Annotated in this window: 24 protein-coding genes and 1 other annotated feature; of the genes, 23 read left to right on the top strand and 1 reads right to left on the bottom strand. The window is 30.1% G+C overall.

Annotated features, from left to right (window positions below):
• The first annotated feature begins 5 nt into the window (after nt 1-5).
• The 21 genes from GOQ27_RS01800 to GOQ27_RS01700 all read left to right on the top strand — a co-directional run bounded on the left by GOQ27_RS01800 (nt 6) and on the right by GOQ27_RS01700 (nt 19,937).
• A complete protein-coding gene (locus GOQ27_RS01800) occupies nt 6-3,476 on the top strand; it encodes a penicillin-binding transpeptidase domain-containing protein (protein ID WP_203365105.1) in 3,471 nt (1,156 codons plus the stop codon).
• Nucleotides 3,477-3,576: 100 nt separating this feature from the next.
• Nucleotides 3,577-4,203 carry a septum site-determining protein MinC gene (minC, locus tag GOQ27_RS01795; RefSeq protein WP_203365104.1) on the top strand — a complete coding sequence of 209 codons (627 nt, stop codon included), beginning with the start codon at nt 3,577-3,579 and terminating at the stop codon, nt 4,201-4,203.
• A gap of 22 nt (nt 4,204-4,225) precedes the next feature.
• Nucleotides 4,226-5,020 carry a septum site-determining protein MinD gene (minD, locus tag GOQ27_RS01790; protein WP_203365103.1) on the top strand — a complete coding sequence of 265 codons (795 nt, stop codon included), beginning with the start codon at nt 4,226-4,228 and terminating at the stop codon, nt 5,018-5,020.
• Between the two features lie 18 nt (nt 5,021-5,038).
• Entirely contained in the window at nt 5,039-5,323 is a 285-nt protein-coding gene (gene minE / locus GOQ27_RS01785; RefSeq protein WP_203365102.1) for a cell division topological specificity factor MinE, read from the top strand.
• A gap of 11 nt (nt 5,324-5,334) precedes the next feature.
• Complete coding sequence (mgsA, locus tag GOQ27_RS01780; protein ID WP_203365101.1) at nt 5,335-5,739, top strand: methylglyoxal synthase; 405 nt, start codon at nt 5,335-5,337, stop codon at nt 5,737-5,739.
• A gap of 104 nt (nt 5,740-5,843) precedes the next feature.
• Entirely contained in the window at nt 5,844-6,527 is a 684-nt protein-coding gene (locus GOQ27_RS17410) for a murein hydrolase activator EnvC family protein (RefSeq protein ID WP_203365100.1), read from the top strand.
• 81 nt (nt 6,528-6,608) lie between these two features.
• Entirely contained in the window at nt 6,609-7,427 is an 819-nt protein-coding gene (locus GOQ27_RS01770; RefSeq protein ID WP_203365099.1) for a site-2 protease family protein, read from the top strand.
• A gap of 42 nt (nt 7,428-7,469) precedes the next feature.
• Complete coding sequence (locus tag GOQ27_RS01765; RefSeq protein ID WP_425475001.1) at nt 7,470-9,311, top strand: TIGR03960 family B12-binding radical SAM protein; 1,842 nt, start codon at nt 7,470-7,472, stop codon at nt 9,309-9,311.
• Nucleotides 9,311-10,009, top strand: coding sequence for a TIGR03936 family radical SAM-associated protein (locus GOQ27_RS01760; protein WP_203365097.1), 699 nt, complete (start codon nt 9,311-9,313; stop codon nt 10,007-10,009). Before GOQ27_RS01765 ends, GOQ27_RS01760 begins: the two co-directional genes overlap by 1 nt.
• Before the next feature lie 24 nt (nt 10,010-10,033).
• Nucleotides 10,034-11,524 (top strand): Rne/Rng family ribonuclease, encoded by a 1,491-nt coding sequence (locus tag GOQ27_RS01755; RefSeq protein ID WP_203365096.1) that lies wholly within the window; start codon nt 10,034-10,036, stop codon nt 11,522-11,524.
• Between the two features lie 124 nt (nt 11,525-11,648).
• Nucleotides 11,649-11,960 carry a 50S ribosomal protein L21 gene (gene rplU / locus GOQ27_RS01750; RefSeq protein WP_203365095.1) on the top strand — a complete coding sequence of 104 codons (312 nt, stop codon included), beginning with the start codon at nt 11,649-11,651 and terminating at the stop codon, nt 11,958-11,960.
• A 9-nt stretch (nt 11,961-11,969) separates the two neighbouring features.
• On the top strand, nt 11,970-12,302 hold the full coding sequence (locus GOQ27_RS01745) for a ribosomal-processing cysteine protease Prp (RefSeq protein ID WP_203365094.1): 333 nt from the start codon (nt 11,970-11,972) through the stop codon (nt 12,300-12,302).
• Nucleotides 12,303-12,306: 4 nt separating this feature from the next.
• Nucleotides 12,307-12,600 carry a 50S ribosomal protein L27 gene (rpmA, locus tag GOQ27_RS01740; protein WP_203365093.1) on the top strand — a complete coding sequence of 98 codons (294 nt, stop codon included), beginning with the start codon at nt 12,307-12,309 and terminating at the stop codon, nt 12,598-12,600.
• 178 nt (nt 12,601-12,778) lie between these two features.
• Nucleotides 12,779-14,059 carry a GTPase ObgE gene (obgE, locus tag GOQ27_RS01735; protein ID WP_203365092.1) on the top strand — a complete coding sequence of 427 codons (1,281 nt, stop codon included), beginning with the start codon at nt 12,779-12,781 and terminating at the stop codon, nt 14,057-14,059.
• A 216-nt stretch (nt 14,060-14,275) separates the two neighbouring features.
• Entirely contained in the window at nt 14,276-14,569 is a 294-nt protein-coding gene (yhbY, locus tag GOQ27_RS01730; RefSeq protein WP_203365091.1) for a ribosome assembly RNA-binding protein YhbY, read from the top strand.
• Nucleotides 14,570-14,674: 105 nt separating this feature from the next.
• Nucleotides 14,675-14,860, top strand: a complete 186-nt coding sequence (locus GOQ27_RS01725; RefSeq protein ID WP_203365090.1) for a hypothetical protein — start codon at nt 14,675-14,677, stop codon at nt 14,858-14,860.
• A gap of 80 nt (nt 14,861-14,940) precedes the next feature.
• Nucleotides 14,941-15,552 carry a nicotinate-nucleotide adenylyltransferase gene (gene nadD / locus GOQ27_RS01720; RefSeq protein ID WP_203365089.1) on the top strand — a complete coding sequence of 204 codons (612 nt, stop codon included), beginning with the start codon at nt 14,941-14,943 and terminating at the stop codon, nt 15,550-15,552.
• A gap of 13 nt (nt 15,553-15,565) precedes the next feature.
• Complete coding sequence (gene yqeK / locus GOQ27_RS01715) at nt 15,566-16,138, top strand: bis(5'-nucleosyl)-tetraphosphatase (symmetrical) YqeK (protein ID WP_203365088.1); 573 nt, start codon at nt 15,566-15,568, stop codon at nt 16,136-16,138.
• Nucleotides 16,139-16,149: 11 nt separating this feature from the next.
• On the top strand, nt 16,150-16,506 hold the full coding sequence (rsfS, locus tag GOQ27_RS01710) for a ribosome silencing factor (protein ID WP_203365087.1): 357 nt from the start codon (nt 16,150-16,152) through the stop codon (nt 16,504-16,506).
• Between the two features lie 32 nt (nt 16,507-16,538).
• Nucleotides 16,539-16,723 (top strand) — a binding site (T-box leader).
• A 79-nt stretch (nt 16,724-16,802) separates the two neighbouring features.
• A complete protein-coding gene (leuS, locus tag GOQ27_RS01705; RefSeq protein WP_203365086.1) occupies nt 16,803-19,268 on the top strand; it encodes a leucine--tRNA ligase in 2,466 nt (821 codons plus the stop codon).
• Between the two features lie 12 nt (nt 19,269-19,280).
• Nucleotides 19,281-19,937, top strand: coding sequence for a helix-turn-helix transcriptional regulator (locus GOQ27_RS01700; RefSeq protein WP_203365085.1), 657 nt, complete (start codon nt 19,281-19,283; stop codon nt 19,935-19,937).
• A gap of 42 nt (nt 19,938-19,979) precedes the next feature.
• On the opposite strand, the gene GOQ27_RS17405 is transcribed toward GOQ27_RS01700, so the two are convergent.
• Complete coding sequence (locus GOQ27_RS17405; RefSeq protein WP_203365084.1) at nt 19,980-21,287, bottom strand: D-alanyl-D-alanine carboxypeptidase family protein; 1,308 nt, start codon at nt 21,285-21,287, stop codon at nt 19,980-19,982.
• A 166-nt stretch (nt 21,288-21,453) separates the two neighbouring features.
• Here GOQ27_RS17405 and GOQ27_RS01690 point away from each other — a divergent pair, with 166 nt between their 5' ends.
• Together GOQ27_RS01690 and selD are read left to right on the top strand one after the other, a co-directional pair.
• Nucleotides 21,454-22,092 (top strand): helix-hairpin-helix domain-containing protein, encoded by a 639-nt coding sequence (locus GOQ27_RS01690; RefSeq protein ID WP_203365083.1) that lies wholly within the window; start codon nt 21,454-21,456, stop codon nt 22,090-22,092.
• An 18-nt stretch (nt 22,093-22,110) separates the two neighbouring features.
• Nucleotides 22,111-23,148 (top strand): selenide, water dikinase SelD, encoded by a 1,038-nt coding sequence (selD, locus tag GOQ27_RS01685; protein ID WP_203365082.1) that lies wholly within the window; start codon nt 22,111-22,113, stop codon nt 23,146-23,148.
• The last annotated feature ends 6 nt before the right edge of the window (nt 23,149-23,154 follow it).

Below are 23,154 nucleotides of genomic sequence, written 5' to 3'. Positions count from 1 at the left end.
TGATAGTGAAAAAACTTTTAGAAAAATTAAAAAGCAGATATAGCATATTAATGATCGTCATTACTCTTGTTTTTTCACTTATGCTTTTTAAACTAGCAGAAATTACAATTATTCAAGGGGAGTATCATAGATTAAATGCAGATACTACCAAAGTTAAAAAGTTACCTACCGCTGCACCTAGAGGGTTAATTACAGATACCTATGGTAGAGTATTAGCTGAAAATATAACTAGTTTTTCTGTTCAAATAATGAAAGATGAATTAATAGAAAATGATAGAAATTTAACAAGTCTTAAAATACTATCATTACTTGAAAAGCAAGGGGAAACTTACAACGATGAATTTCCTATAATATTAAATTCAATAGACTATAAAAGTGATGAAGACTTTTTAAATAGTGCAGTTAGTCTAAAAGATGAAATAACAAATTTAATAATAGAAAATAATTTATTAGATAATCTATTAGATAAAACCTATGAGCATAGAACTAGTTACAATGACTATAAATTCTCTGTGGCAAGTCGTGCATTATCAATACTTTCAGATAGTAAAGAAATAATAGAAGTACCTATTAAGGTTGAATATACAAAGGATGGTATTAGCTACCAATACAAAGAAGGAAAGAAAATAGATGAATGGAAAAATAGTCAAGGTCTACCGAAAGGAGATAATCCTAAGGGAGATGTTTTAAGGTTATTATTAAAAGATACAAATAGAATAAATACCCTTATTAATCATCCTATTGTTGCTAAATATGCATATGAGTTATTAAATGAAAAAGGTTTAGTAAACAACTTTAAACTAGTAGACTATCAATTTTTATTTGATATAGAATATAAAGAAGTGAAAAAAAATCTTATTACTGAAATAGAAATGGATTTGATGACATTATTAGATGATGGGCTGACAGATGAAGCAAAATTAGATATATTTGGCGAGACAAAAAAAGGATTAAGTGAAAAAGATAAGTTAAATTTATCTAAACAAATTCCAAAAGATTACCCTTTATTATATCCCAAAATAGATTTGAAGACTTCAGCAAAGGAAGATTTTATTACCCTTTTATCCTATAAAGGATTTAAAAGCTTTATGAGTACTACTATCGATGAAGAAAATACAGTAGCCTTGGGTGAAGAATTACTTAAATATATACAAAATAGTGGAGTTGTTATACCCATTGTATATTCTCCAGAAGAGGGAAAAGTCTTTAAGTATACTGATACAGAGAAAAAAGATGAATTTCTTTCTAAATATAATCTCCAAACAGATATATCAGCAGATGGTGCATTAGATAATTTTGTAAAAACTCATATTATCGACAACAACAAAGTGAAAAGTGCAGAAGGTAAATCAGTAACCAATACTATATTTGGCAAATTCATTACTTCTGATGACATAAAATTTTACTCCCAAAGCTTTCTATTAAATTATATAAATCCTAAAATTTCTACATCGAAATGGGAATATACTTCTATTATAAATAAAAAGACATGGATTAAAGGTAAAAAGATAGATGAATATAATGATGCAAAGGAAGTTTTTGATAAGCTCGTAATTAAATATGATGTGGACTTATCAGAATCACTTAGTATATATGAAAAGAGATTTATATTATTAATAGCAGATATGCTAGGAAAACAAGGATATAGAGCATATGAACCTATAAATATAGCTTATAATGTAAAAGATGAAACTATAGCGATGATAAAAGAGCAAAGTAGAGATCTGCCAGGAATTAAAACTGCTATTGAGCCAATGCGATATTATCCAATGGGAGAAAGTGCAGCCCATGCCTTAGGTTATCTAGGAAAAATATCTCAAGGGCCAGAAATTGAAAAATATATTAATAAATTAGACTATTCTAGAAATGATATAATAGGCAAGACTGGTATAGAAAAAGAATTTGAACAGTTTCTAAAAGGTGAAGATGGATATAGAACAGTAGAAGTAGATGCCTTTGGAAATACCCATAGGACCATAGAAGGGGAGGCACCTATACCTGGGAATAATATTCAACTGACGATAGATTCTGACCTGCAAAAAATAGCAGAAGATTCTTTAAAGGAAGCTATAGAAAAGATTCAAGTAGGAGGGACTTATGAAAGTGAATGGGGAAACCATAAATATGGAAAGCCTTATAGGAATGCAACCTCTGGATCTACGGTAGCAATAGACGTAAAAACTGGAGAAGTATTAGCAATAGCTAACTATCCTTCCTATGATCCAAATTTATTTGCAACAGGTATATCTGCAAATGATTATGAGAAGTTAAAACCAGAGAATGAAAAGGATTATTTGGCGGCAAGACCCCTTAATAATTTAGCAATAAGAGGTAAGATGCCACCAGGATCAACCTTTAAGATGTTAACAGCATTGGCGGGGTTAGAAAATGGACTCAATCCTTATACAAAGGTTAATTCATTAGGCTATGTTAAAATAGGTAATACGACTCAAGCCTGTTGGATATGGAATGATTATCGTGGTACCCATGGACCGACTAATATGTATGAAGCATTACGGGACTCTTGTAACTATTATTTTTATACTTTAGCAGCTGGTAGGAACTTAAGAACCGGTCAAGGTTTAGGTTTAAATGTTAGTATAGAAGATATGCAGAACATGTCAAAAGAATTTGGATTCGATGAAAAGACCGGAATAGAAATTCCAGAGGAGATATCTGGTAGTATACCTAATGAAGAAGATAAATTAGCAGTAGCTAATAGGGCATTAAGATCTTTTCTTTTAAATAGGAAAGATGAGTTGATAGAAGGAAAGAATTTGAATGATAAAGAAATAGATGAACTGGTAAATATTTTCAGTGAATGGGCCAGTAGAGAAGATAAAATGTCAGTTAAAGAAGTGATAGAAGGTTTAAAAGATCTTGATATTGAAGAAGAAACTCAAGTATATGTATTAAAAGATTATCTATATTATACTTACTTTCGTTCAGCTGAATTTGGACTTGGCGATGCTTTGAGTATTTCGATAGGTCAAGGAGAGAACAATTATACAACTATTCAAATAGCTAACTATGTAGCCACATTAGTTAATGGTGGATATAAGCATGAAGTAAGTATAATTGATGATATAACAAGTTACGATGGAAAAGATGTAGGATATGAAAAAGATAAAAAAGTTGAAAGAATCGATATTAAAGATTATAAGTATCTAGATGATATTAAAAAAGGTATGCTACAAGTAGTAGAAGATGGCTCTGTTAGAGGGATTTTTAAAGACTTACCAGTCAAAGTAGGAGGAAAAACTGGTACTGCCCAAGCCTGGGGGTCTTATGATAATTTTGCTTGGTTTGTTGGTTTTGCACCCTATGATAATCCTGAAATAGCTGTGGCAACAGTTATAGTACAAGGAGGTAGCGGTGGTAACTCTGCTCCTGTGACTAGAGATATTATAGCTAAATACCTTGGAGTGAATAAAGAAATTAAAGAAATGAATATAGAAAATAAATTGATGAGATAGTACTATCTCATCAATTTATTTTTTTTATAAAATTTTGAAGGATTTATGATAAAAACATAGAATAATAAATAAAGAGCAGCAATTTTTTGGAGGTAAAGACATGGATCAAAATATGATAAGCTTTAAAGGAAATAAAGACGGTATTTATATACAAATAAAAGAAGGAGATTTTAATCTTATAAAGAATCAATTAATAAATAAACTAGAGACAACTAAAGAATTTTTTCAAGGTGCAAAGGTGGTTGATATTAAAGGAGGTCACCTTTTAGAAGAGGAATTTAATATTTTGGTTAGTTTGATAGAAGAGTTTGGAATAGAGGTAGAAATAGTGGAAAAAGAGTTAATAGAAGAAGATATAGAAGAAATACTACCTTTTGATGGCATAGATATTGGTAATACAAAATTCTTGCGTCATACTTTGCGTTCGGGCCAAAGAGTGGAATTTGATGGAAATATAGTAGTCTTAGGGGATACAAACCCTGGTTCAGTTATAGTGGCTAAGGGTAATATTATAATTATGGGTGCCTTAAGAGGCATTGCCCATGCAGGTAGTGATGGAAATAAAGAGGCAATAGTAGCTGCATTTCAGATGAAGCCTAATCAATTGAGGATAGCAGATATTATTGCAAGAAGCCCTGACAATGAGATACTGTCTCCTCAGTGGCCAGAAATAGCAAAGATAAAAGATAATACAGTAATGATAGAACCTTACTTACAAAAAAAATAAAGTATTGAATGGAGGCAGATAAATGAGTGAAGTTATTGTAATTACATCAGGTAAAGGCGGGGTTGGTAAAACAACAAGCTCTGCAAATATTGCAACTGGATTGGCTATGGATGGAAATAAAGTAGTAGTTGTAGATGCAGATATAGGACTTAGAAATTTAGATGTTGTTATGGGTCTAGAAAATAGAATTGTTTATGACATAGTAGATATAGTTGAAGGAGTATGTAGACTAAAACAAGGATTAATAAAAGACAAAAGGTATGATGGGTTATGTCTTTTACCTGCTGCGCAAACAAAAGATAAAACAGCTGTATCTCCAAAACAAATGCAGGATTTAACTGAAGAATTGAAGAAAATTTTTGATTATGTAATAATAGATTGTCCTGCTGGAATTGAGCAAGGATTTCAAAATGCTATAGCAGGAGCCGATAAAGCTATTGTTGTAACTACACCAGAAATCTCTGCTGTTAGAGATGCTGATAGAATTATAGGTTTATTAGAAGCTAAAGGTATTTATGATCCAAAATTAATCATTAATAGAATCAGAAACGATATGGTTAAAAGAGGAGACATGATGAATATAGATGATATGATAGATATTTTAGCTATAGATTTATTAGGAATTGTTCCTGATGATGAATCTATTGTTATATCTACTAATAAAGGTGAACCAGTTGTAACAGACGACAAGGCATTAGCTGGACAAGCCTATAGAAACATAACAAAACGTATACAAGGTGAAGAGGTCCCACTATTAAATCTAGATGTAGATGAAAATGTATTCTCTAAGTTGAAAAAAATATTTTTTGGGAAATAATAGGAAGGGGGAGAAAAATTGGATCTGTTTAAAATCTTTAATAAAAGTGATAATAAAAGCAAGAGTGTTGCCAAAGAAAGACTTAAACTGGTACTAATTCATGATAGGACTAATGTATCACCAAAGTTTTTAGAAATGGTGAAAGGTGATATTATTAATGTGATTTCAGATTATATGGAAATTGATGAAGAAGGTTTAGATATACAATTTACTAGAACAAGAAGAGAATCCGATAATACACCTATACCTGCATTAGTAGCTAATATACCTATTCTGAAAATGAAAGACAAAGGAATGAAATAAGGAGATGTCTTATGAACATAGCTTTAGTTGCCCACGATAAGAAAAAGAAAGACATTGTTAACTTTTCAATTGCCTATGAAAGAATTTTTGAAAAACATAATCTCTTTGCTACAGGAACCACAGGGACTAGAATTCAAGAAGCAACTAATTTAACTATTCATAGATTTAACTCTGGCCCTTTAGGTGGAGATCAACAAATAGGGGCAATGATTGCAGAAAATAAGATGGATATTGTTATATTTTTAAGAGATCCTTTAACTGCTCAACCCCATGAGCCAGATATACTTGCATTAATGAGGTTATGTGATGTTCACAACATACCTTTAGCTACCAATATTGGAGGAGCAGAACTGCTTCTTAAAGGATTGGAAAGAGGAGATTTATCTTGGAGAAAAGTAATTAGACAGTCTGACTAAGAGTCAGACTGTCTTTCTTTATTTATTGTCTAATTTATTGTAATAAATAACCTATTAATTAAATAATTATAATAATGATAAAGAATATAAGGCAGGGGATAAATGTGAAGAGACGAAAAATATATAAACATAGGCCCAAATACTATACTACAGGTAAAACAAATAAACAATTTTATAGAAGGATGTTTATTAACACATTCTTATGTATATTAATTGTCATAGTTATCATTATTATTAAATTATTTAGTACAGCTAGCTCAGATAAAGCTATTAAAGTTATAAAAAGTAGTATAGAAGAAGATAGAAGTATAAAATCTGATGTAATATTAGTTTATAATAAGATAAAAGAAAAAGAAGTGATAAGTACCATGTTTCATAATGAAGATACTGATGATAAATATGTATTTCCTGTTGCTGGTGTTTTATATAAAGATTACGGAGAATACAAAAAATCTAATGATATACAAGTGTTTAATAAAGGAGTAGATATAATAGCAGATAATGAGGCTGTGAAGTCAATATCAGAAGGAACTGTTTTAGAAGTAGGTAAAGATAATATCTATGGAAATTACATGGTTATAAGGCATGGGGAGTATTTGGCTAAATATTATGGACTGGGTGTAATTAATAAAGAAATAAATGATAATGTAAAGAAAGGTGAAATAATAGGTGAAATCAAAAATACTAATGAAAAACTTAATTTTAGAATAGAGATTTACAAAGATAATAAATCAATAGATCCAATAGATGATATAGAGTATGGTGATGAAGATATATTACTAATTTGATTTGGAAGGTGAAAAATGAATATTTCATCAATAAAAAATATTAAAATTAATTTGAACCTTACCTTAATCCCCTTATTAATTATGATATATTTTAATGGATATATTTATGAGTTTACTATTTTATTTTTTATTCTTTTGATTCATGAAACAGGACACTTTGTAACTGCATTAATAAATAAAGTAAAGATTAGGGAATTTAATATTTTTCCCTTAGGAGCAATTATAAAATTCGAATATCCTCTAGGTATAGATCCAGTAAAAGAAATAATGATAAGTTTAGCTGGACCTATGTGTAATGTTGTTTTGCTATTCTTTTCGTATTTATTAGTTGTTGTATTTCCAGACAGTGAACTGATTAACTTGTTTATTGAGATTAATATATTGTTATTTGCTATTAATATCTTACCTATTTTACCTCTAGATGGGGGTAGAGTTGTTAGAGGTATATTATACATGCAAGGAGGCTTTAAGTTTTCCATTAAGTATACAAGTATCATTGGTAAATTTACTCTAACCCTATTGTTTTGTATAGGGTTATTTTTTACTAAAGATATCTTTGAAGTAATAGTTCTAGTATTACTGGTATTTTATTTATTAAAGGCTGCCAAAGTTGAAAGAGAAATGGCGGCCTTTATTTTAACCCAAAGTATTACAAGGAAAAAGACTAACTTAGAAAATAATAGGATGATGAAAGCTCATTTTTTAATAGCACTCGAGAATGCAAAATTAAAATCAATATTGGATATAATATTACCCCATAGGTATAATATTATATTTATTATTGATAGGGAGGGTAACTTTTTAGGAAGAATTACAGAAGAGAATTTTTTTAATGGTATAATAGAGTATGGATGTAATGAAAATATAGAAACACTACTAATTAATAACAAAAAGTGTTAAAATAAATACTGAGATTTTAATTTATAACAAAGGATGATTATTATGATTAGTCAAGAAAGATTAGATAAAGTTCTTTTAAAAGTAGAAAAACCTGCTAGATATATAGGACATGAACAAAACATTTATACAAAAGAAAAATCAGATGTTAAAGCAACATTTGCTTTTGCTTTCCCAGATATTTATGATGTGGGGATGAGTCATTTAGGATTACATATATTATATAATCTTTTAAATGAAGAAAATGATATTTATTGTGAAAGAGTTTTCACGCCATGGGTAGATATGGAAGAACAGATGAGAGACAACAATATTCCATTATATTCTCTAGAAAGTAAGACTCCGATAAAAGAATTTGATTTTGTAGGATTTACATTACAATATGAAATGAGTTATACCAATATCTTAAGTATGATTGATTTATCAGATATTCCTTTAGAGACAGTTGATAGAGGTGAGGACGATCCTTTCATTATCGCTGGAGGACCTTGTGCCTATAATCCTGAACCTCTTGCAGATATAATAGATTTTTTTGTTATAGGAGAGTCAGAAGAAACTATACTTAAAGTAATGAGAAAATACATTGAGGGAAAAGAAAATGGATTATCAAGAAAAGAATTTTTAGAATCAATTGTAAATATTGATGGCATATACGTACCTTCATTTTATAAGGTGGATTATAATGAGGATAATACAATAAAAGAAACGATTCCTTTAAAAGAAGAGTATCCTATTAAAATAAAAAAAGTAATTCAAAAAAACCTAGATGATACTTATTTCCCAAAGAAAATGATAATACCATATATTGAAACTGTTCATGATAGAGTCATTCTGGAAATATTTAGAGGGTGTACTAGGGGATGTAGATTCTGTCAAGCGGGTATGATTTATAGACCCGTTAGAGAAAGAAGTGTTGATAGTCTTATTTCATTAGCTAAAGAATTGATTGAAGTAACAGGACATGAGGAAATATCTTTATCTTCATTGAGTACTAGTGATTATTCACAATTAGAAACACTAGTTACTTCTTTGATTAGTGAGTTTAAAGATAAAAAAATAGGCTTATCACTACCATCTTTAAGATTGGATTCATTTTCTCTTGAAATGATACAAGAAATACAAAAGGTTAGAAAAACAGGGTTAACCTTTGCTCCAGAAGCTGGAACCCAAAGACTTAGGGATGTAATAAATAAGGGAATAAATGAAGAAGATCTTATTACTTCTGTCAGAGATGCTTTTGGAATGGGATGGTCAACAGTTAAATTGTACTTTATGATAGGCTTGCCTACTGAAACAGAAGAAGATCTCTACGGCATTAAAGATTTAGCATATAAAGTAAAAGAAGAATTTTTTAATTTACCTAGAGAAAAAATGAAAGGTAGTTTAAAAATAACAACTAGTGCTTCATGTTTTGTACCTAAAGCCTTTACACCTTTTCAATGGTATCCACAAGATACAATAGAAGAGTTTAAAGAAAAACAGGATTATCTAAAGAGTATAATAAAAGATAGAAAAATTACTTATAATACCCATGATGCTAAGGTTAGTTTTCTAGAAGCAGTTTTTGCTAGGGGAGATAGGAAGGTTTCTCAAGTCCTAATAGAAGCATATAAAAATGGAGCTAAATTTGATGGATGGAGAGATCAATTTAAATATGATGTATGGATGGATGCTTTTGAAAAGTTAGAAATAGATCCTCATTTCTATGCTAATAGACAAAGAGAATATGAAGAAATTTTACCTTGGGACTTTATAGATATAGGTGTAACTAAACAATTTTTGATTAAAGAGAATGAAAAAGCACAAAAAGGCGAGTTAACCCCTAATTGTCAAGTAAGTTGTAGTGGATGTGGAATTACTAAGGATTTTAAAGGGGGAATATGTTAATGGCTAAATTAAGAGTAAAATTCAAAAAAGATTCTTTAATCAGATATATATCCCACTTAGACCTAATGAGATTATTTCAAAGAGCATTTAGAAGGGCAAATATCCCTGTAGAGTATTCACAAGGGTATAACCCTCAACCAAAGTTTTCATTAGCAACAGCATTGGCTCTAGGCCTTACCAGCGAAGGGGAATATATGGATATTGAGGTTGTAGAAGAAATTAGTACTGAAGAGTTTACTAGAAAAATGAATGAAGTATTACCGGAGGGTGTTAAAATTCTAAAAGCTAATTACACGGAAGATTCTAAATCATTAATGGCTTTAATAAAATGGTCTAGTTATATTATAGAATTAGAACTCTTGGAGGGTACATCAAAAGAAAAAGTATTAGAAAATATATCTGATTATCTAAAACAGGATGAAATATTAATTACAAAACAAAAAAAGAAAAAAGGTAGAATTGTCACAAGGGAAGTTAATATAAGAGAAGGAATAGAGAATATTGAGTTATTATTATTAGAAGAAAATAAGCTTATATTAAAAACATTATTAAAAACAGGAAGTAACGGGAATTTAAAGCCTGAGATATTAATAGAGACATTGCACAGAGAAGGGTTAAATATTAATAATGAGGAATATAAAATTCATAGATTAGAATTATTTACTGAAATAGATGGAAAGAAGGTAGCTCCCATATAATACACCCTTATAAGGAGGGATTAAATGAATGAGATTATAATTGATGTGGGACTCTATGAAAATAGAGTAGCAATTATAGAAGAAAATGAATTAGTAGAAATATTTCATGAAAGAAAAGAAGATAAAAAGATTCAAGGCAATGTTTATAAAGGTAGAGTTGTAAATGTGTTACCAGGAATGCAGGCTGCTTTTATAAATATTGGGTTAGAAAAAAATGCGTTCTTATATGTTAGGGATGCAGTGCCTAAATCTATGCTTAATCAAAATATTGATATCAAAAGTTTATCTATAAAAGATTTAGTAAAACAAGGACAAGAACTAATAGTTCAAGTTATAAAAGAACCCTATGGAACAAAAGGAGCTAGAGTCACTACCCATATAACTTTGCCTGGAAGGTACTTAGTATTAATGCCTTATAATACTTATGTAGGTGTATCTAGAAAGATTAGCAGTGAAGAAGAAAGAGAAAGATTAAAGAAGGTAGCTGAGAGTATTAGGCCAGAAGACATGGGATTAATATTAAGAACAGCTTCAAAAGATAAAACAGAAGAAGATTTAAAGCAAGATATAGATTATTTAGTTAATATTTATTCTAAAATTGATAGGGAAAGAAATCTTGGTACATCTCCTAGAGTGATTTATAAAGATTTTGATTTACTAGGAAGAACTATTAGAGATATGTTTACTAAGAAAATTGATAAGATACTTATAAATGATAAAAATAAATATGAAGATTTATTAGAATTATCTAGTAATATATCACCTAACCTTAAATCAAGAATACATTACTTTGAAAGAGGAGATGACTTATTTAAGGTAACAGGAATTGACTCTAAAATCAAAAGTGCCCTAGATAAAAAGGTATGGCTTAAAAGCGGCGGATATATAATTATAGATGAAACCGAGGCATTAACGTCCATAGATGTGAATACCGGCAAATTTGTTGGAAGTATTAACTTAAAAGATACAGTTTATAAAACTAATATTGAGGCTGCAAAAGAGATTACTAAACAATTGAGACTAAGAAATATTGGTGGAATCATTATAATTGATTTTATCGATATGACCAATAAAGAAGATGAAGAAAACCTTATAAATGTTTTTAAAAATGAATTAAAGAAAGACAGAACTAAAACTACAGTTTTAGGTATTACTCAATTAGGGTTATTAGAAATGACAAGGAAAAAAAGCAGGAATAAACTATCTACTAGGTTACTTTCTGAATGTCCTTGTTGTAATGGTACCTCAAAAATAAAATCTACTGATTTCTTACTTACTAAGATAGAAAAGGAAGCGGAAAGAGTAAGTATACATACATCAGCAGAGGGGATTTTATTTGAATTAAATCCTTTTAAATTAAAGGAAATAATAGAAGATTATAAAGATATGATTGAAATAATAGAGAACCATTTTAATATCAAAATCTATATGGTTGGAAATGAAGATTTAAAAATTGATGATCTTATCAATAAGAAAATGGGTAGAATCATTGATATAGAGAAGATAATGGACTAAACAGAAGAATTCATTGACAAACTTGTATCTATTTGATAGAATACTATTCTGTAAGTAGCCGCTCAAGTTAGGTTTTAAACGAAAGTACCTAACATGGCGAGACTGGATTGAGGAGGTGTAGTTTATGTACGCAGTAATTGAAACTGGTGGAAAGCAATACAGAGTTCAAGAAGGAGATACTTTGTTTGTTGAGAAAGTTGCTGGAAACGAAGGAGATAACATTAAGTTTGATAAAGTATTATTAGTATCTAATGATGGTGATGTGAAGGTAGGAAAGCCTTTTGTTGAGGATGTAACAGTTGATGCATCTATAGTTGAACATGGAAAAGGAAAGAAAATAATCGTGTTCAAATTTAAAGCAAAAAAAGATTACAGAAGAAAGCAAGGACATCGTCAGCCTTACACTAAAGTAAAAATTGAAAAAATTAACGGATAGTGATAAAAAATGACTATAGTTGAGTTTTTCAGAAAAGAAAATGGTGATATAACTAAATATATTGTCAAAGGTCATACAGGATATGATAATCATGGAAAAGATATTGTTTGTGCTGCTATTTCAGTATTAGCACAAACCGGGGTGGTATCTTTAAGTGAAGTGTTAAATATACCTGTAGAATATACCATTGATGATGGATATATTGAAGTTGAGTTACCGGCAGATATAGATATAGAAAATTGGAGTAAAGCTCAGATAGTTTTACAAACAATATTAGTAGGTATAAAAAGTACTATGGAATCTTATCCAAAATATATAACCCTTAAGTATAGGGAGGTGTAGAGGAATGTTAATTATGAATTTACAGTTATTTGCCCACAAAAAAGGGGTAGGTAGTTCTAAGAACGGTCGTGACAGTGAGTCCAAAAGACTTGGTGTTAAGAGAGCTGACGGACAACATGTATTGTCTGGAAATATACTAGTAAGACAAAGAGGAACTAAAATCCATCCAGGACACAATGTAAAAAAAGGTGGAGATGATACTCTATTCGCTACAATAGATGGAGTAGTTAAATTCGAGAGAAAAGGCAAAGATAAAAAGCAAGTAAGCGTATATGCAACAGATGCTATTGCTGAATAAGACCTACCTACTTAGGTAGGTCTTTATTTTATTTATTAATGAATAATTTATATAGTTTTGAGGTAAAAATTACATATAGTACTCTATAAGATTAAATTGAATTTTTAGTGGAAAAATAAATTAAATTGTATTTTATAGAATACTAAAATATAAGTAATTATAAGATGAGGTTGATAATATGTTTATAGATAAAGCTAAGATTTTTGTAAAAGGTGGAAATGGAGGTCATGGAGCTGTTGCATGGAGAAGAGAAAAGTATGAGCCATCTGGAGGGCCAGCAGGAGGCGATGGTGGTGATGGTGGTGATGTAATTCTAAAGGTTGATGAAGGATTAAGAACCTTGATGGATTTACGTTTTAAAAAGCATTTTAAAGCTCCAGTAGGAGACAGTGGTAGATCAAAGAGACAATATGGAAAAGATGGGGATGATTTAATAATAAGAGTTCCCCCAGGAACAATAGTAAAAGATGAGGAATCAGGAAGAATAATTGCCGATTTAACATTGGAAAATGATAGTTTTGTGGTTGCTAAAGGAGGAAGAGGAGGTAGAGGTAATGCAAAGTTTGCAACTTCTACTAGACAAGCGCCTAGATTTGCTGAAGGTGGAGAAGCAGGACAAGAAAGATGGATTGTACTAGAGCTTAAACTATTAGCAGATGTAGGACTTATAGGATTTCCTAATGTAGGAAAATCTACACTATTATCAATAGTATCCTCAGCAAAACCTAAAATTGCTAATTATCATTTTACTACTATAAAACCTAATCTAGGAGTAGTAAGAGTAGCAGAAGGTAATAGCTTTGCAATTGCAGACATTCCAGGATTAATAGAAGGTGCTCATAGTGGTACAGGATTAGGTCATGATTTTTTAAGACATATAGAGAGAACTAAAGTGTTGGTGCATTTAGTAGATATTTCTGGTCAAGAAGGCAGAGATCCGATTGATGATTTTCATAAAATAAATGAAGAACTAAAATTATATAATGAAAAATTATCTTTAAGACCTCAAATAGTTGTAGCGAATAAAATTGATCTACCTGATACTGAAGAGAATTTTAAATTGTTCAAAGAAGAAATTGAAAAGTTAGGATATGAGGTATATAGTATATCTGCTGCAACTCAAGAAGGTGTTAAGGAACTAATATTTAAAATTGCTGAAAAACTAGAAGAAGTAGGGGAAGTAGAATCTATTATTCAAGTAGAAGAGGATGTAAAACTATATAAACTTGAAGATGAAAATAAAGGCATTATTGTAAGAAAAGAAGAGGATGAGTATTTTGTAGAGGGATCAATAGTTGAAAAATTGATGGATTCTACTAATCTGGATGATTTAGATTCAGCTCGATTCTTCCAAAAAAGACTAAGAGATTTAGGCATAATTGATAGATTAAGAGATTTAGGTATATCAGAAGAAGATTCTGTAAATATTTGTGGATATGAATTTGAATTCTTTGAGTAATATGGAGGTTTAGAAAAAATGTGTTGTTTGCAATGTAATAATTGTAAAGATAATCAGCCCACTTATTATTGTATTGAAAAAAATGAAATTCTAACAAATGAGAATTATGAACCATTAGTAAAAGAAAGAAATGGATGAAAAAAGGGTAATAAAGATTATGAGAACAGACGTAGAATATTACGTAAGGGAGAAATAGAACTATAAGGAGTGTTATAAGTGCTTACAGGTAAACAAAGAAGCTTTTTAAAAAAGGAAGCCCATGGTGTTGATCCTATATTACAAATTGGGAAAAATGGAGTAACAGATAATTTTATAACTCAAGTTAATGATGCATTAGAAGCTAGAGAATTAGTAAAAGTAAATGTTTTAAATAATAGTTTTCTTGATACTAAAGAAGTAGCAAATGATGTAGCTAATAAAACTGGAGCTGAGTTTGTTCAAAGTATTGGTAATAAGTTTGTACTATATAGAGAATCTGAAGAAAACAAAACTATAAAATTACCAAAATAGTGAATATAAATATGTAGATAGGTCAAAATAAAGAGGAATAATCCTCTTTATTTTTTTTGAAAAATATATTATTTCTATAATACTTTTATTAAAGGAGATGAAATAATGGATAACATAGAAAAATTAAGACGTCTATATGAAAAAGGGTATAAATGTATACGCTATGAAGATGAAAATGATGGAACCTTTAAGATGTATTTTAAAAATTTTGAAAAGGAACATATTGATGACATCCAATCATCTAATATGAATGAAATAAATCAATTAAAAAGTTATGTAGATCAAAATTAATCCTCCAACTTGGGGGATTTTGTTTATTATTATAGATAATTGATATATAATACAGTTGTATTATATATGGGAGGTTAATTATGAAAAAATTAATAAAGATAGGACTGATGGGTGGAACATTTAATCCTATACATATAGGACATTTAGTTATGGCAGAGGAAATAAGAAAAGGTTTTGGACTAGATAAAGTACTTTTTATACCTACAGGGAACCCACCTCATAAACTTATTGAAGGTCAAGTATCTTCTGAAGATAGATATATAATGACTTTACTTGCTACGGCTTCTAATGAGCATTTTGAAGTGTCTGATATAGAAACAAAAAGAATAGGTACAAGCTACACTGTTGATACTATTAAAGAACTAAAAGAAATTTATCCAATGGCAGAGTTTTATTTCATTACAGGAGCAGATGCAATATTAGAAATAGAAACATGGAAAAATACAAAAGAGTTATTAGATTCATGTAAATTTATTGCTGCCACTAGACCGGGGTATAATATGAATGAATTAAAATCTGGAATTCAAAAACTAGAGAAAAAATATAATAGGCAAATTAGTTCCTTATCAATAGCTCCAATTGATTTGTCATCTACAGATATAAGAAAAAGACTTAAGGTAGGAAAAACTGTTAAATACATGATACCTGACTCAGTTATCAATTATATAAATAAGAAAAATCTCTATAGATAATGGAGGTAACTATATGGATATTGAAAATATCAAAAAAATACTAATCCAAGAGATAGATGAAGAAAGATATAATCACACCCTTAGAGTAGTTGAAACAGCTAAGAAGTTAGCATTAGTTTATGGAGTTGATGATAGGAGAACAGAAATAGCTGCTCTGCTACATGACTGTGCAAAATACAAGGATAGAAAGGTATTATTGAAAAGGGCAGAAGAGTTTGGTATAATCTTAGATATTATATCAAGACATAATCATCATTTAATACATAGCTTTTTAGGAGCGGAAATAGCAAAACTAAAATATAATATAGTAGATGATGATATATTAAATGCTATAAAATACCATACTATAGGAAGAGAAGATATGAGTATACTGGAGAAAATAATCTTTATAGCAGATTATATTGAACCAGGAAGAAATTTTGAAGGAATAAATGAAATCAGAGAATTAGCTTTTAATGATATAGACAAGGCGATTATTATTTCTATGGATAATACTATAAAGTATATTATTGATAAGGGATGGCTAGTGCATCCTAATACAGTTAATACTAGAAATAATTTGATTCTTTCTAGAAATAAAAAATAGGAGGTTATCAAGTGACAGAAAATAATGAGAAATTATCTATAGTTATAAATACAGCAGATGATAAAAGAGCAGATGATATCACAGCATTACAAGTAACTGAAATAACAAGTATTGCAGATTATTTTGTAATTTGTAGTGGTAATAGCGAAAGACAAACTATAGCAATAGCTGATGCTATAGATGATAAAATGCATAAAAGTGGTTATGAGTTAAAAGCAAAAGAAGGACATAGATCAGGAAGATGGATATTATTAGATTTTGGTGATATAATAGTTCATATATTCCATAAAGAAGATAGAGAATTTTATAACTTAGAAAGATTATGGATAGATGGAAAGAAACTTGATATTGACAACTATATAGGTTGATATATATAATATTATTAATTAATTATTACAACTAAAAATATAAAATAAAGAGTAGTAAGTATTTTAAATTTTTATAGAGAGTCAGTGGTTGGTGAAAACTGATAAAGTTTGGATACTGAACTTCCTTTAGCTAAAAGATTGGTCCCCGTTATAGGACTCGATGAGTGGGCATTATTGCCAATTAGGGTGGTACCGCGGGTTACTTCTCGTCCCTATCTATATAGATAAGGATGGGGAGTTTTTATTTTGTAAAATAAAGTTTAAAATATAGATAAGTAGTAAGAAGGAGGATAAATATGTCTTATAATTTTAGTAAAATTGAAAAAAAATGGCAACAAAAATGGGATAGTTCTAATTCCTTTGAAGCCTTTGAGAATGACAAGAAAAAATACTATCAATTAGAAATGTTCCCATATCCATCAGGAAGAATCCATATGGGTCATGTAAGAAACTATTCTATAGGTGATGTAGTAGCTAGGGTAAGAAGGATGCAAGGATATAATGTACTTCATCCTATGGGATGGGACTCTTTTGGATTACCGGCTGAGAATGCAGCTATAAAACATGGTATTCATCCAAATAAATGGACATTAGAGAATATTGATGATATGAGAGAGCAATTAAAAGGTATTGGGTTAAGTTATGATTGGAATAGGGAAGTTACCACATGCCAACCAGACTACTATAAATGGACCCAATGGTTCTTTATACAAATGTATAACAAAGGATTGGCTTATAAAAAGAACTATGCAGTTAACTGGTGTCCATCCTGTGAGACAGTTCTAGCCAATGAGCAAGTAGTAAATGGACAATGTGAAAGATGTGATTCAGAAGTAGGCAAAAAAGAATTAGATCAATGGTATTTCAAGATTACAGATTATGCTCAAAGGTTACTTGATGATATTGATAAGCTAGAAGGCTGGCCTGAAAAAGTAAAGTCTATGCAAACAAATTGGATAGGTAAAAGTGAAGGGGCAGAAATTGAATTCAAAATTAAGGATTACCCTTCCAATCTGAATGTTTTTACTACTCGTCCTGATACCATTTATGGTGTGAACTATATGGTACTTGCACCAGAACATACTTATGTAAATGACTTAGTAAAAGGAACTGAATATGAAAAAGATGTAATGGAATTCAAAAAGAAGATGGAACATATATCTGATATAGATAGAACAGCAACAGATGTAGAGAAGGAAGGTATATTTACTGGTAGATATGCTATAAATCCTGTGACTAATAAAGAAATACCAATATATATTGCTAATTATGTATTAATTGACTATGGAACAGGTGCAATAATGGCAGTTCCAGCTCATGATCAACGAGATTTTGAATTTGCAAAGAAATATAATATTAGAATAACTCAAGTTATAGCAGAAGAAGGTAAAGAGATAGAGGATTTAGCTGAAGCTTATACTAATGAAGGAATAATGATTAATTCCGATAAATTTAATGGTTTAAGCAGTGAAGAAGCAAAATCAAAAATCACAAACTATATAGAATCAGAGAAGTTAGGAAATAAAACTGTTAACTATAGATTAAGAGATTGGCTAATATCAAGACAAAGATACTGGGGTACTCCAATTCCTATAGTATACTGTGACGATTGTGGAACTGTACCTATTCCAGAAGAAAGTCTTCCTGTATTATTACCTACAGATGTAGAATTTACTGGTAAAGGAGAGTCACCTTTATTAACTAGTAAAGAATTTATGCATACAAATTGTCCTAAATGTGGTAAGAAAGCTAGAAGAGAAACTGATACAATGGATACATTTGTTGACTCTTCTTGGTATTTCTTGAGATATACTGATCCAAATAATAGTAAAAAAGTTTTTGATAAATCCAAAGCGAAATATTGGATGAAGGTTGATCAATATATTGGTGGAGTAGAACATGCAATTCTACATTTACTTTATGCTAGATTCTTTACAAAGGTATTGTATGATATGGATATATCACCAGTTGATGAACCCTTTGAAAATCTTTTAACTCAAGGAATGGTATTAAAAGATGGAGCTAAAATGTCCAAATCAAAAGGAAATGTTGTTAGTCCAGAAGAGATAATTAATAATTACGGAGCAGATACAGCTAGATTATTTGTGTTATTTGCGGCTCCTCCTGAAAGAGACTTGGAGTGGAATGATCAAGGGGTAGAAGGCTGTTTTAGATTCCTAAATAGAGTATATCGACTAGTAGATGAATCAAGAGATGTATATAAAAACTATGCTAATAAAAATATAGAAAAGTTAGACAAAAAAGATAAAGAAATTAAATATTCTATTCACAATACCATTAAAAAGGTAACTGAAGATATAGATGAAAGATTTAATTTTAATACTGCTATAAGTAGTATCATGGAGCTTGTAAATGATACGAACAAGTATAAGGAAGATCTAAGCACAGATACTAAAAAGGCTCTTTTAGCAGATTCTGTTGAAACAATAACAGTATTATTAGCTCCTTTTGCACCTTACCTTACTGAAGAATTGTGGAATATGATAGGTCATAAAGAAAGTATTCATACCGTTAAATGGCCAAGATATGATAAAGAAGCTTTAGTAAAAGATGAGGTGGAAGTAGTTATTCAAGTTAATGGTAAACTCAGAGATAAAATCATGGTTTCTTCTGGTATCTCTAAAGAAGAATTAGAAAAAATATCTATAGAAAATCAGAAAGTGAAAGAGTTTACTGAAGGCAAACAAGTGAGAAAGGTTATAGTAATACCTAAAAAACTTGTAAATATTGTAGCAAATTAATGGGGGGAAAAGATGTCTAATGAAAAGGTCCATCCTTTATTGTTAAATATGATTCCATTAGTAGATGGAATATCAAGGACATTAGGAAGTAACTGCGAAGTAGTACTACATGATATAAAAAATCCTCAACACTCTGTAATAGCAATATCAAATGGTCATGTAACAGGTCGAAAAGTCGGTAGCCCAATGACTGAGAGAGGCCTTATGGCAATAAGAAATAAGGAATATGAAAAAAACCTTATTAAATATAAAAATGTTACTAATGATGGAAGAACTTTAAAGTCCTCCACATTATTTATTAAGGACCAATCAGACGAAGTCGTAGGGTGTCTTTGTATAAACTTAGATATATCTGAATTCGTAGTAGCAAAGAAAGTTATAACAGAGCTAACAGAAACAATAGATGAGTTCGGTAAATATAAAGAAACTCAAGAGACCTATGGTACAAATATTAATGATATTTTATATAGTGTAGTGGGAAAGGTACTAGAAGGTATAGGTAAGCCCGTAGCATATATGAATAAGGAAGAAAAGGTTGAAATAGTTAAAATTCTAGATGAAAAAGGCACTTTCTTAATTAAAGGATCCGTTGAGTATGTGGCAGAAGTATTGTGTGTATCAAGATATACAATATATAATTATCTAGATGAAATAAGAACATATAAATAAAAAAGGTGTAAGTTCCATTGGAACTTACACCTTTTTTAAGAATTAATATTTACCCTTATAGGTCAAATTATTTCTAGAAAATCTCCTTTTTCTTTTAGCTCTTCTTTTTATGACAATAAATCTCCAAATAATAAACAACAATATAATAGATAACCACCATAGATTAAACTCAGGATGTAATGATGTTTTAGACATTGCCTTATACATACCAGTTAAACTGATATCAGAAGTAGATACAATATTTGCAGTAGCTATAACTTCCGAATCCGATATATACTCAACTTGTCCCAATACTTGGCCTTTAGAGATTGGTGCTTCTATTTTATCTTTTAAAACGATATTCTTCTCTATAGCATTTTCAAATCCCTTTGGAACAGTAACTGAAACATTTTCTCCTATAATTCCTGTTACAAAGTCGCTGTCTCCATTATCTACTTCAATATTTTTAATGAATTCATTTTTAAAACCTAAATTAACACTATTATAATTATCAAACCCATAGTTCAATAATTTATGAGTATCTATCCAGATATTGTTACTTACTGACTTAAGAACAACTGAAATTAGCATTCTACCATCTCTTTCAGCAGCTGCTACGTAGCATTGTTGAGCTACAGTAGTATAACCTGTTTTCACACCAATAGCTCCATCATATTTTATATCTACAACCTTACCATTTACTTCAATATTATTTTTACTGTATAGTAGTTTATTAGAAGATTGCATAAATCTCTTTTCATCTTTGATATTAGTAGGTTCTATAGTGTACTGATAATTCTTAACGATATCTCTAAATTGTTCGTTTTCCATTGCATATTTTGCTATCATAGCTAAGTCATAGGCTGTAGTTAGATGTTCATCATTAGGTAGTCCATTAGGATTTACAAAGTTTGAGTTTTTAGCTCCTATTTCCTGAGCTTTCTTATTCATTAGACCTGCAAATTCTGGAACTGAGCCACTAATATGTTTTGCTAAAACTACAGCAGCATCATTTGCTGACTCTATAAGTGTTGCGTTCACTAGATCTTTAAACTTAAGCTTTTCTCCTGGCTCTAAAGCGATATGGGCTCCATCAATCTCATAAGGAGTTTCAGCATCTACAGTCACTATCTCATCAAAATTCCCCTTTTCTATTGCCAGTATGCCTGTAAGCATTTTAGTAGTACTAGCAGGAAACATTTGTTTATGAATATTTTTTTCGAATAGAATCTCTCCCGTATTTCCATCTATAAGAATAGCTGCTTCTCCAATAATAGCACTGGGATTTAGGGAATTATCTTCTCCATAAACTATAGTAAATGAATTTAAGACAATTAATATTAGTATAAATATTGAGACAAATTTTTTCACCTGTTATCACTCCTTGATTCTGATACATTATAGTATATCAAATTTTTAATGATATTTTAAGTCTAAGTATTAATTGTTTTTTATTGGAATATTAAAGAATTATATGAAGGGAAAACGTAAACTTTGTAGAAGTATAATACAATTGATAATTAGGGAGGCGGAGAAAATGATTTCCTTTACAAGAAAGGAGCAAATAGTTATACTTATACTAGTTATTATTATAATAGGTATAATTAGCATTAATCTATTATTTACTAATAAAAATGATATTTCTTACGAAAAATATGAAGAGGCAGTTGATTTAGAAGAAACAGAAGATGATATATCAGAAGAAGAACCAATTGAGATTGTGACAGAAAAACCGACAGAAGATATAATTATACATATAACTGGAGCAGTAAATAGTCCTGGAATATTTACATTAAAATTGGGTAGTAGAATAAATGATGCCGTATTAGCAGCCGGGGGTTTAACTTCAGAAGCTGATGAAAATAGAATAAATTTAGCAAAAAAGGTTGATGATGAAGAAAAGATACATATTTATAAAGTTGGTGAAGAAGAGATATCATCCTTGGGCAATGATAATTTAACACAAAATAATAGTGAAGATAATAATGGAAAGATAAATATAAATACAGCCAATCAAAATGAACTAGAAACTTTACCGGGCATAGGCTCCGTAAAAGCAAATAAAATAATAGAGTATAGAAATAGTAATAAATTTAATTCAATAGAAGATATTATGAATGTGGAAGGTATAGGAGAGAAAACCTTTCAAAACATTCAAAGTAAAATAAGCATTTAATGAAAGGTAGTGATAGCAATGGATAATAAATTTAGACTTACACAAATGACTACTGCCTCTGGCTGAGCTGCCAAAATAGGTCCTGAGACCTTGGCACAGGTTCTGTGTCATATACCAAGAAATACTGATGAAAACTTACTGGTTGGAATAGATACCTCAGATGATGGTGCTGTATATAAAATTAATGAAGATACCGCTATAATTCAGACTGTTGATTTTTTTACTCCAGTTGTAGATGATCCCTATACATTTGGTCAAATAGCTGCTACTAATTCAATAAGTGACATATATGCAATGGGGGGAGAACCTAAACTAGCAATGAATATCATTGGTTTTCCTACTTGTTTGAGTCCCGATGTAATGACTGAAATATTAAAAGGTGGGAATGATAAAGTATTAGAAGCTGGAGCATTAATTGTTGGAGGACATACAGTTGAAGATGATGAACCTAAATATGGTCTAACTGTTACAGGATTTGTACATCCAGATAATGTCATTACTAATAGTAATGCGAAAATTGGTGATATTCTAGTATTAACTAAACCTATAGGTACTGGTATTGTTAATACTGCGATTAAAGCTGATATAGCTTCAAAGGATGCATATAATGAAGCAGTTAAGATAATGACTACCTTAAATAAAAAAGCTAAAGATGCAATGATTAATGTAGGTGTAAATAGTTGTACTGATGTTACAGGATTTGGACTATTAGGTCATGGTTTAGAAATGGCTAAAGGAAGCAATGTAACCATTGAGCTTCATAGTAATAAAATACCGGTTATAAAAGAAGCCCATGATTTAGCTAAAATGGGTATAATACCTGCTGGTGCATACTCTAATAAATCTTTTATAGGAGATAATGTAAAAATAAGTGAGGATATAGAAGAATCTTTAAAAGATATTATGTTTGATCCTCAAACCTCCGGCGGCTTATTAATATCTGTAGATAAGAATAAAGCAGATCAGTTAATGGAAGAGTTAAAAGTGTTAGATACAGAATACAGTATTATTGGTAGAGTAATAGAAAAAGGTGAACACTATATAATTGTAGAATAAGGGTGA

This window comes from Anaeromonas frigoriresistens, from assembly GCF_016820655.1.
Lineage (GTDB): Bacteria > Bacillota > Clostridia > Tissierellales > SIT17 > Anaeromonas > Anaeromonas frigoriresistens.
Note: the sequence above shows the minus strand (reverse complement) of the source record. Positions and strands in the feature narration are given on the sequence as shown.

Coding starts and splice junctions, on each gene's coding strand:
- GOQ27_RS01690 (WP_203365083.1), top strand. CDS start 21,454: ATGATTTCCTTTACAAGAAAGGAGCAAATAGTTATACTTATACTAGTT.
- GOQ27_RS01725 (WP_203365090.1), top strand. CDS start 14,675: ATGGATAACATAGAAAAATTAAGACGTCTATATGAAAAAGGGTATAAA.
- mgsA (WP_203365101.1), top strand. CDS start 5,335: ATGAACATAGCTTTAGTTGCCCACGATAAGAAAAAGAAAGACATTGTT.
- obgE (WP_203365092.1), top strand. CDS start 12,779: ATGTTTATAGATAAAGCTAAGATTTTTGTAAAAGGTGGAAATGGAGGT.
- GOQ27_RS01765 (WP_425475001.1), top strand. CDS start 7,470: ATGATTAGTCAAGAAAGATTAGATAAAGTTCTTTTAAAAGTAGAAAAA.
- yqeK (WP_203365088.1), top strand. CDS start 15,566: ATGGATATTGAAAATATCAAAAAAATACTAATCCAAGAGATAGATGAA.
- GOQ27_RS01745 (WP_203365094.1), top strand. CDS start 11,970: ATGACTATAGTTGAGTTTTTCAGAAAAGAAAATGGTGATATAACTAAA.
- GOQ27_RS01755 (WP_203365096.1), top strand. CDS start 10,034: ATGAATGAGATTATAATTGATGTGGGACTCTATGAAAATAGAGTAGCA.
- minD (WP_203365103.1), top strand. CDS start 4,226: ATGAGTGAAGTTATTGTAATTACATCAGGTAAAGGCGGGGTTGGTAAA.
- nadD (WP_203365089.1), top strand. CDS start 14,941: ATGAAAAAATTAATAAAGATAGGACTGATGGGTGGAACATTTAATCCT.
- GOQ27_RS01760 (WP_203365097.1), top strand. CDS start 9,311: ATGGCTAAATTAAGAGTAAAATTCAAAAAAGATTCTTTAATCAGATAT.
- rpmA (WP_203365093.1), top strand. CDS start 12,307: ATGTTAATTATGAATTTACAGTTATTTGCCCACAAAAAAGGGGTAGGT.
- GOQ27_RS01700 (WP_203365085.1), top strand. CDS start 19,281: ATGTCTAATGAAAAGGTCCATCCTTTATTGTTAAATATGATTCCATTA.
- minC (WP_203365104.1), top strand. CDS start 3,577: ATGGATCAAAATATGATAAGCTTTAAAGGAAATAAAGACGGTATTTAT.
- GOQ27_RS01770 (WP_203365099.1), top strand. CDS start 6,609: ATGATATATTTTAATGGATATATTTATGAGTTTACTATTTTATTTTTT.
- leuS (WP_203365086.1), top strand. CDS start 16,803: ATGTCTTATAATTTTAGTAAAATTGAAAAAAAATGGCAACAAAAATGG.
- rplU (WP_203365095.1), top strand. CDS start 11,649: ATGTACGCAGTAATTGAAACTGGTGGAAAGCAATACAGAGTTCAAGAA.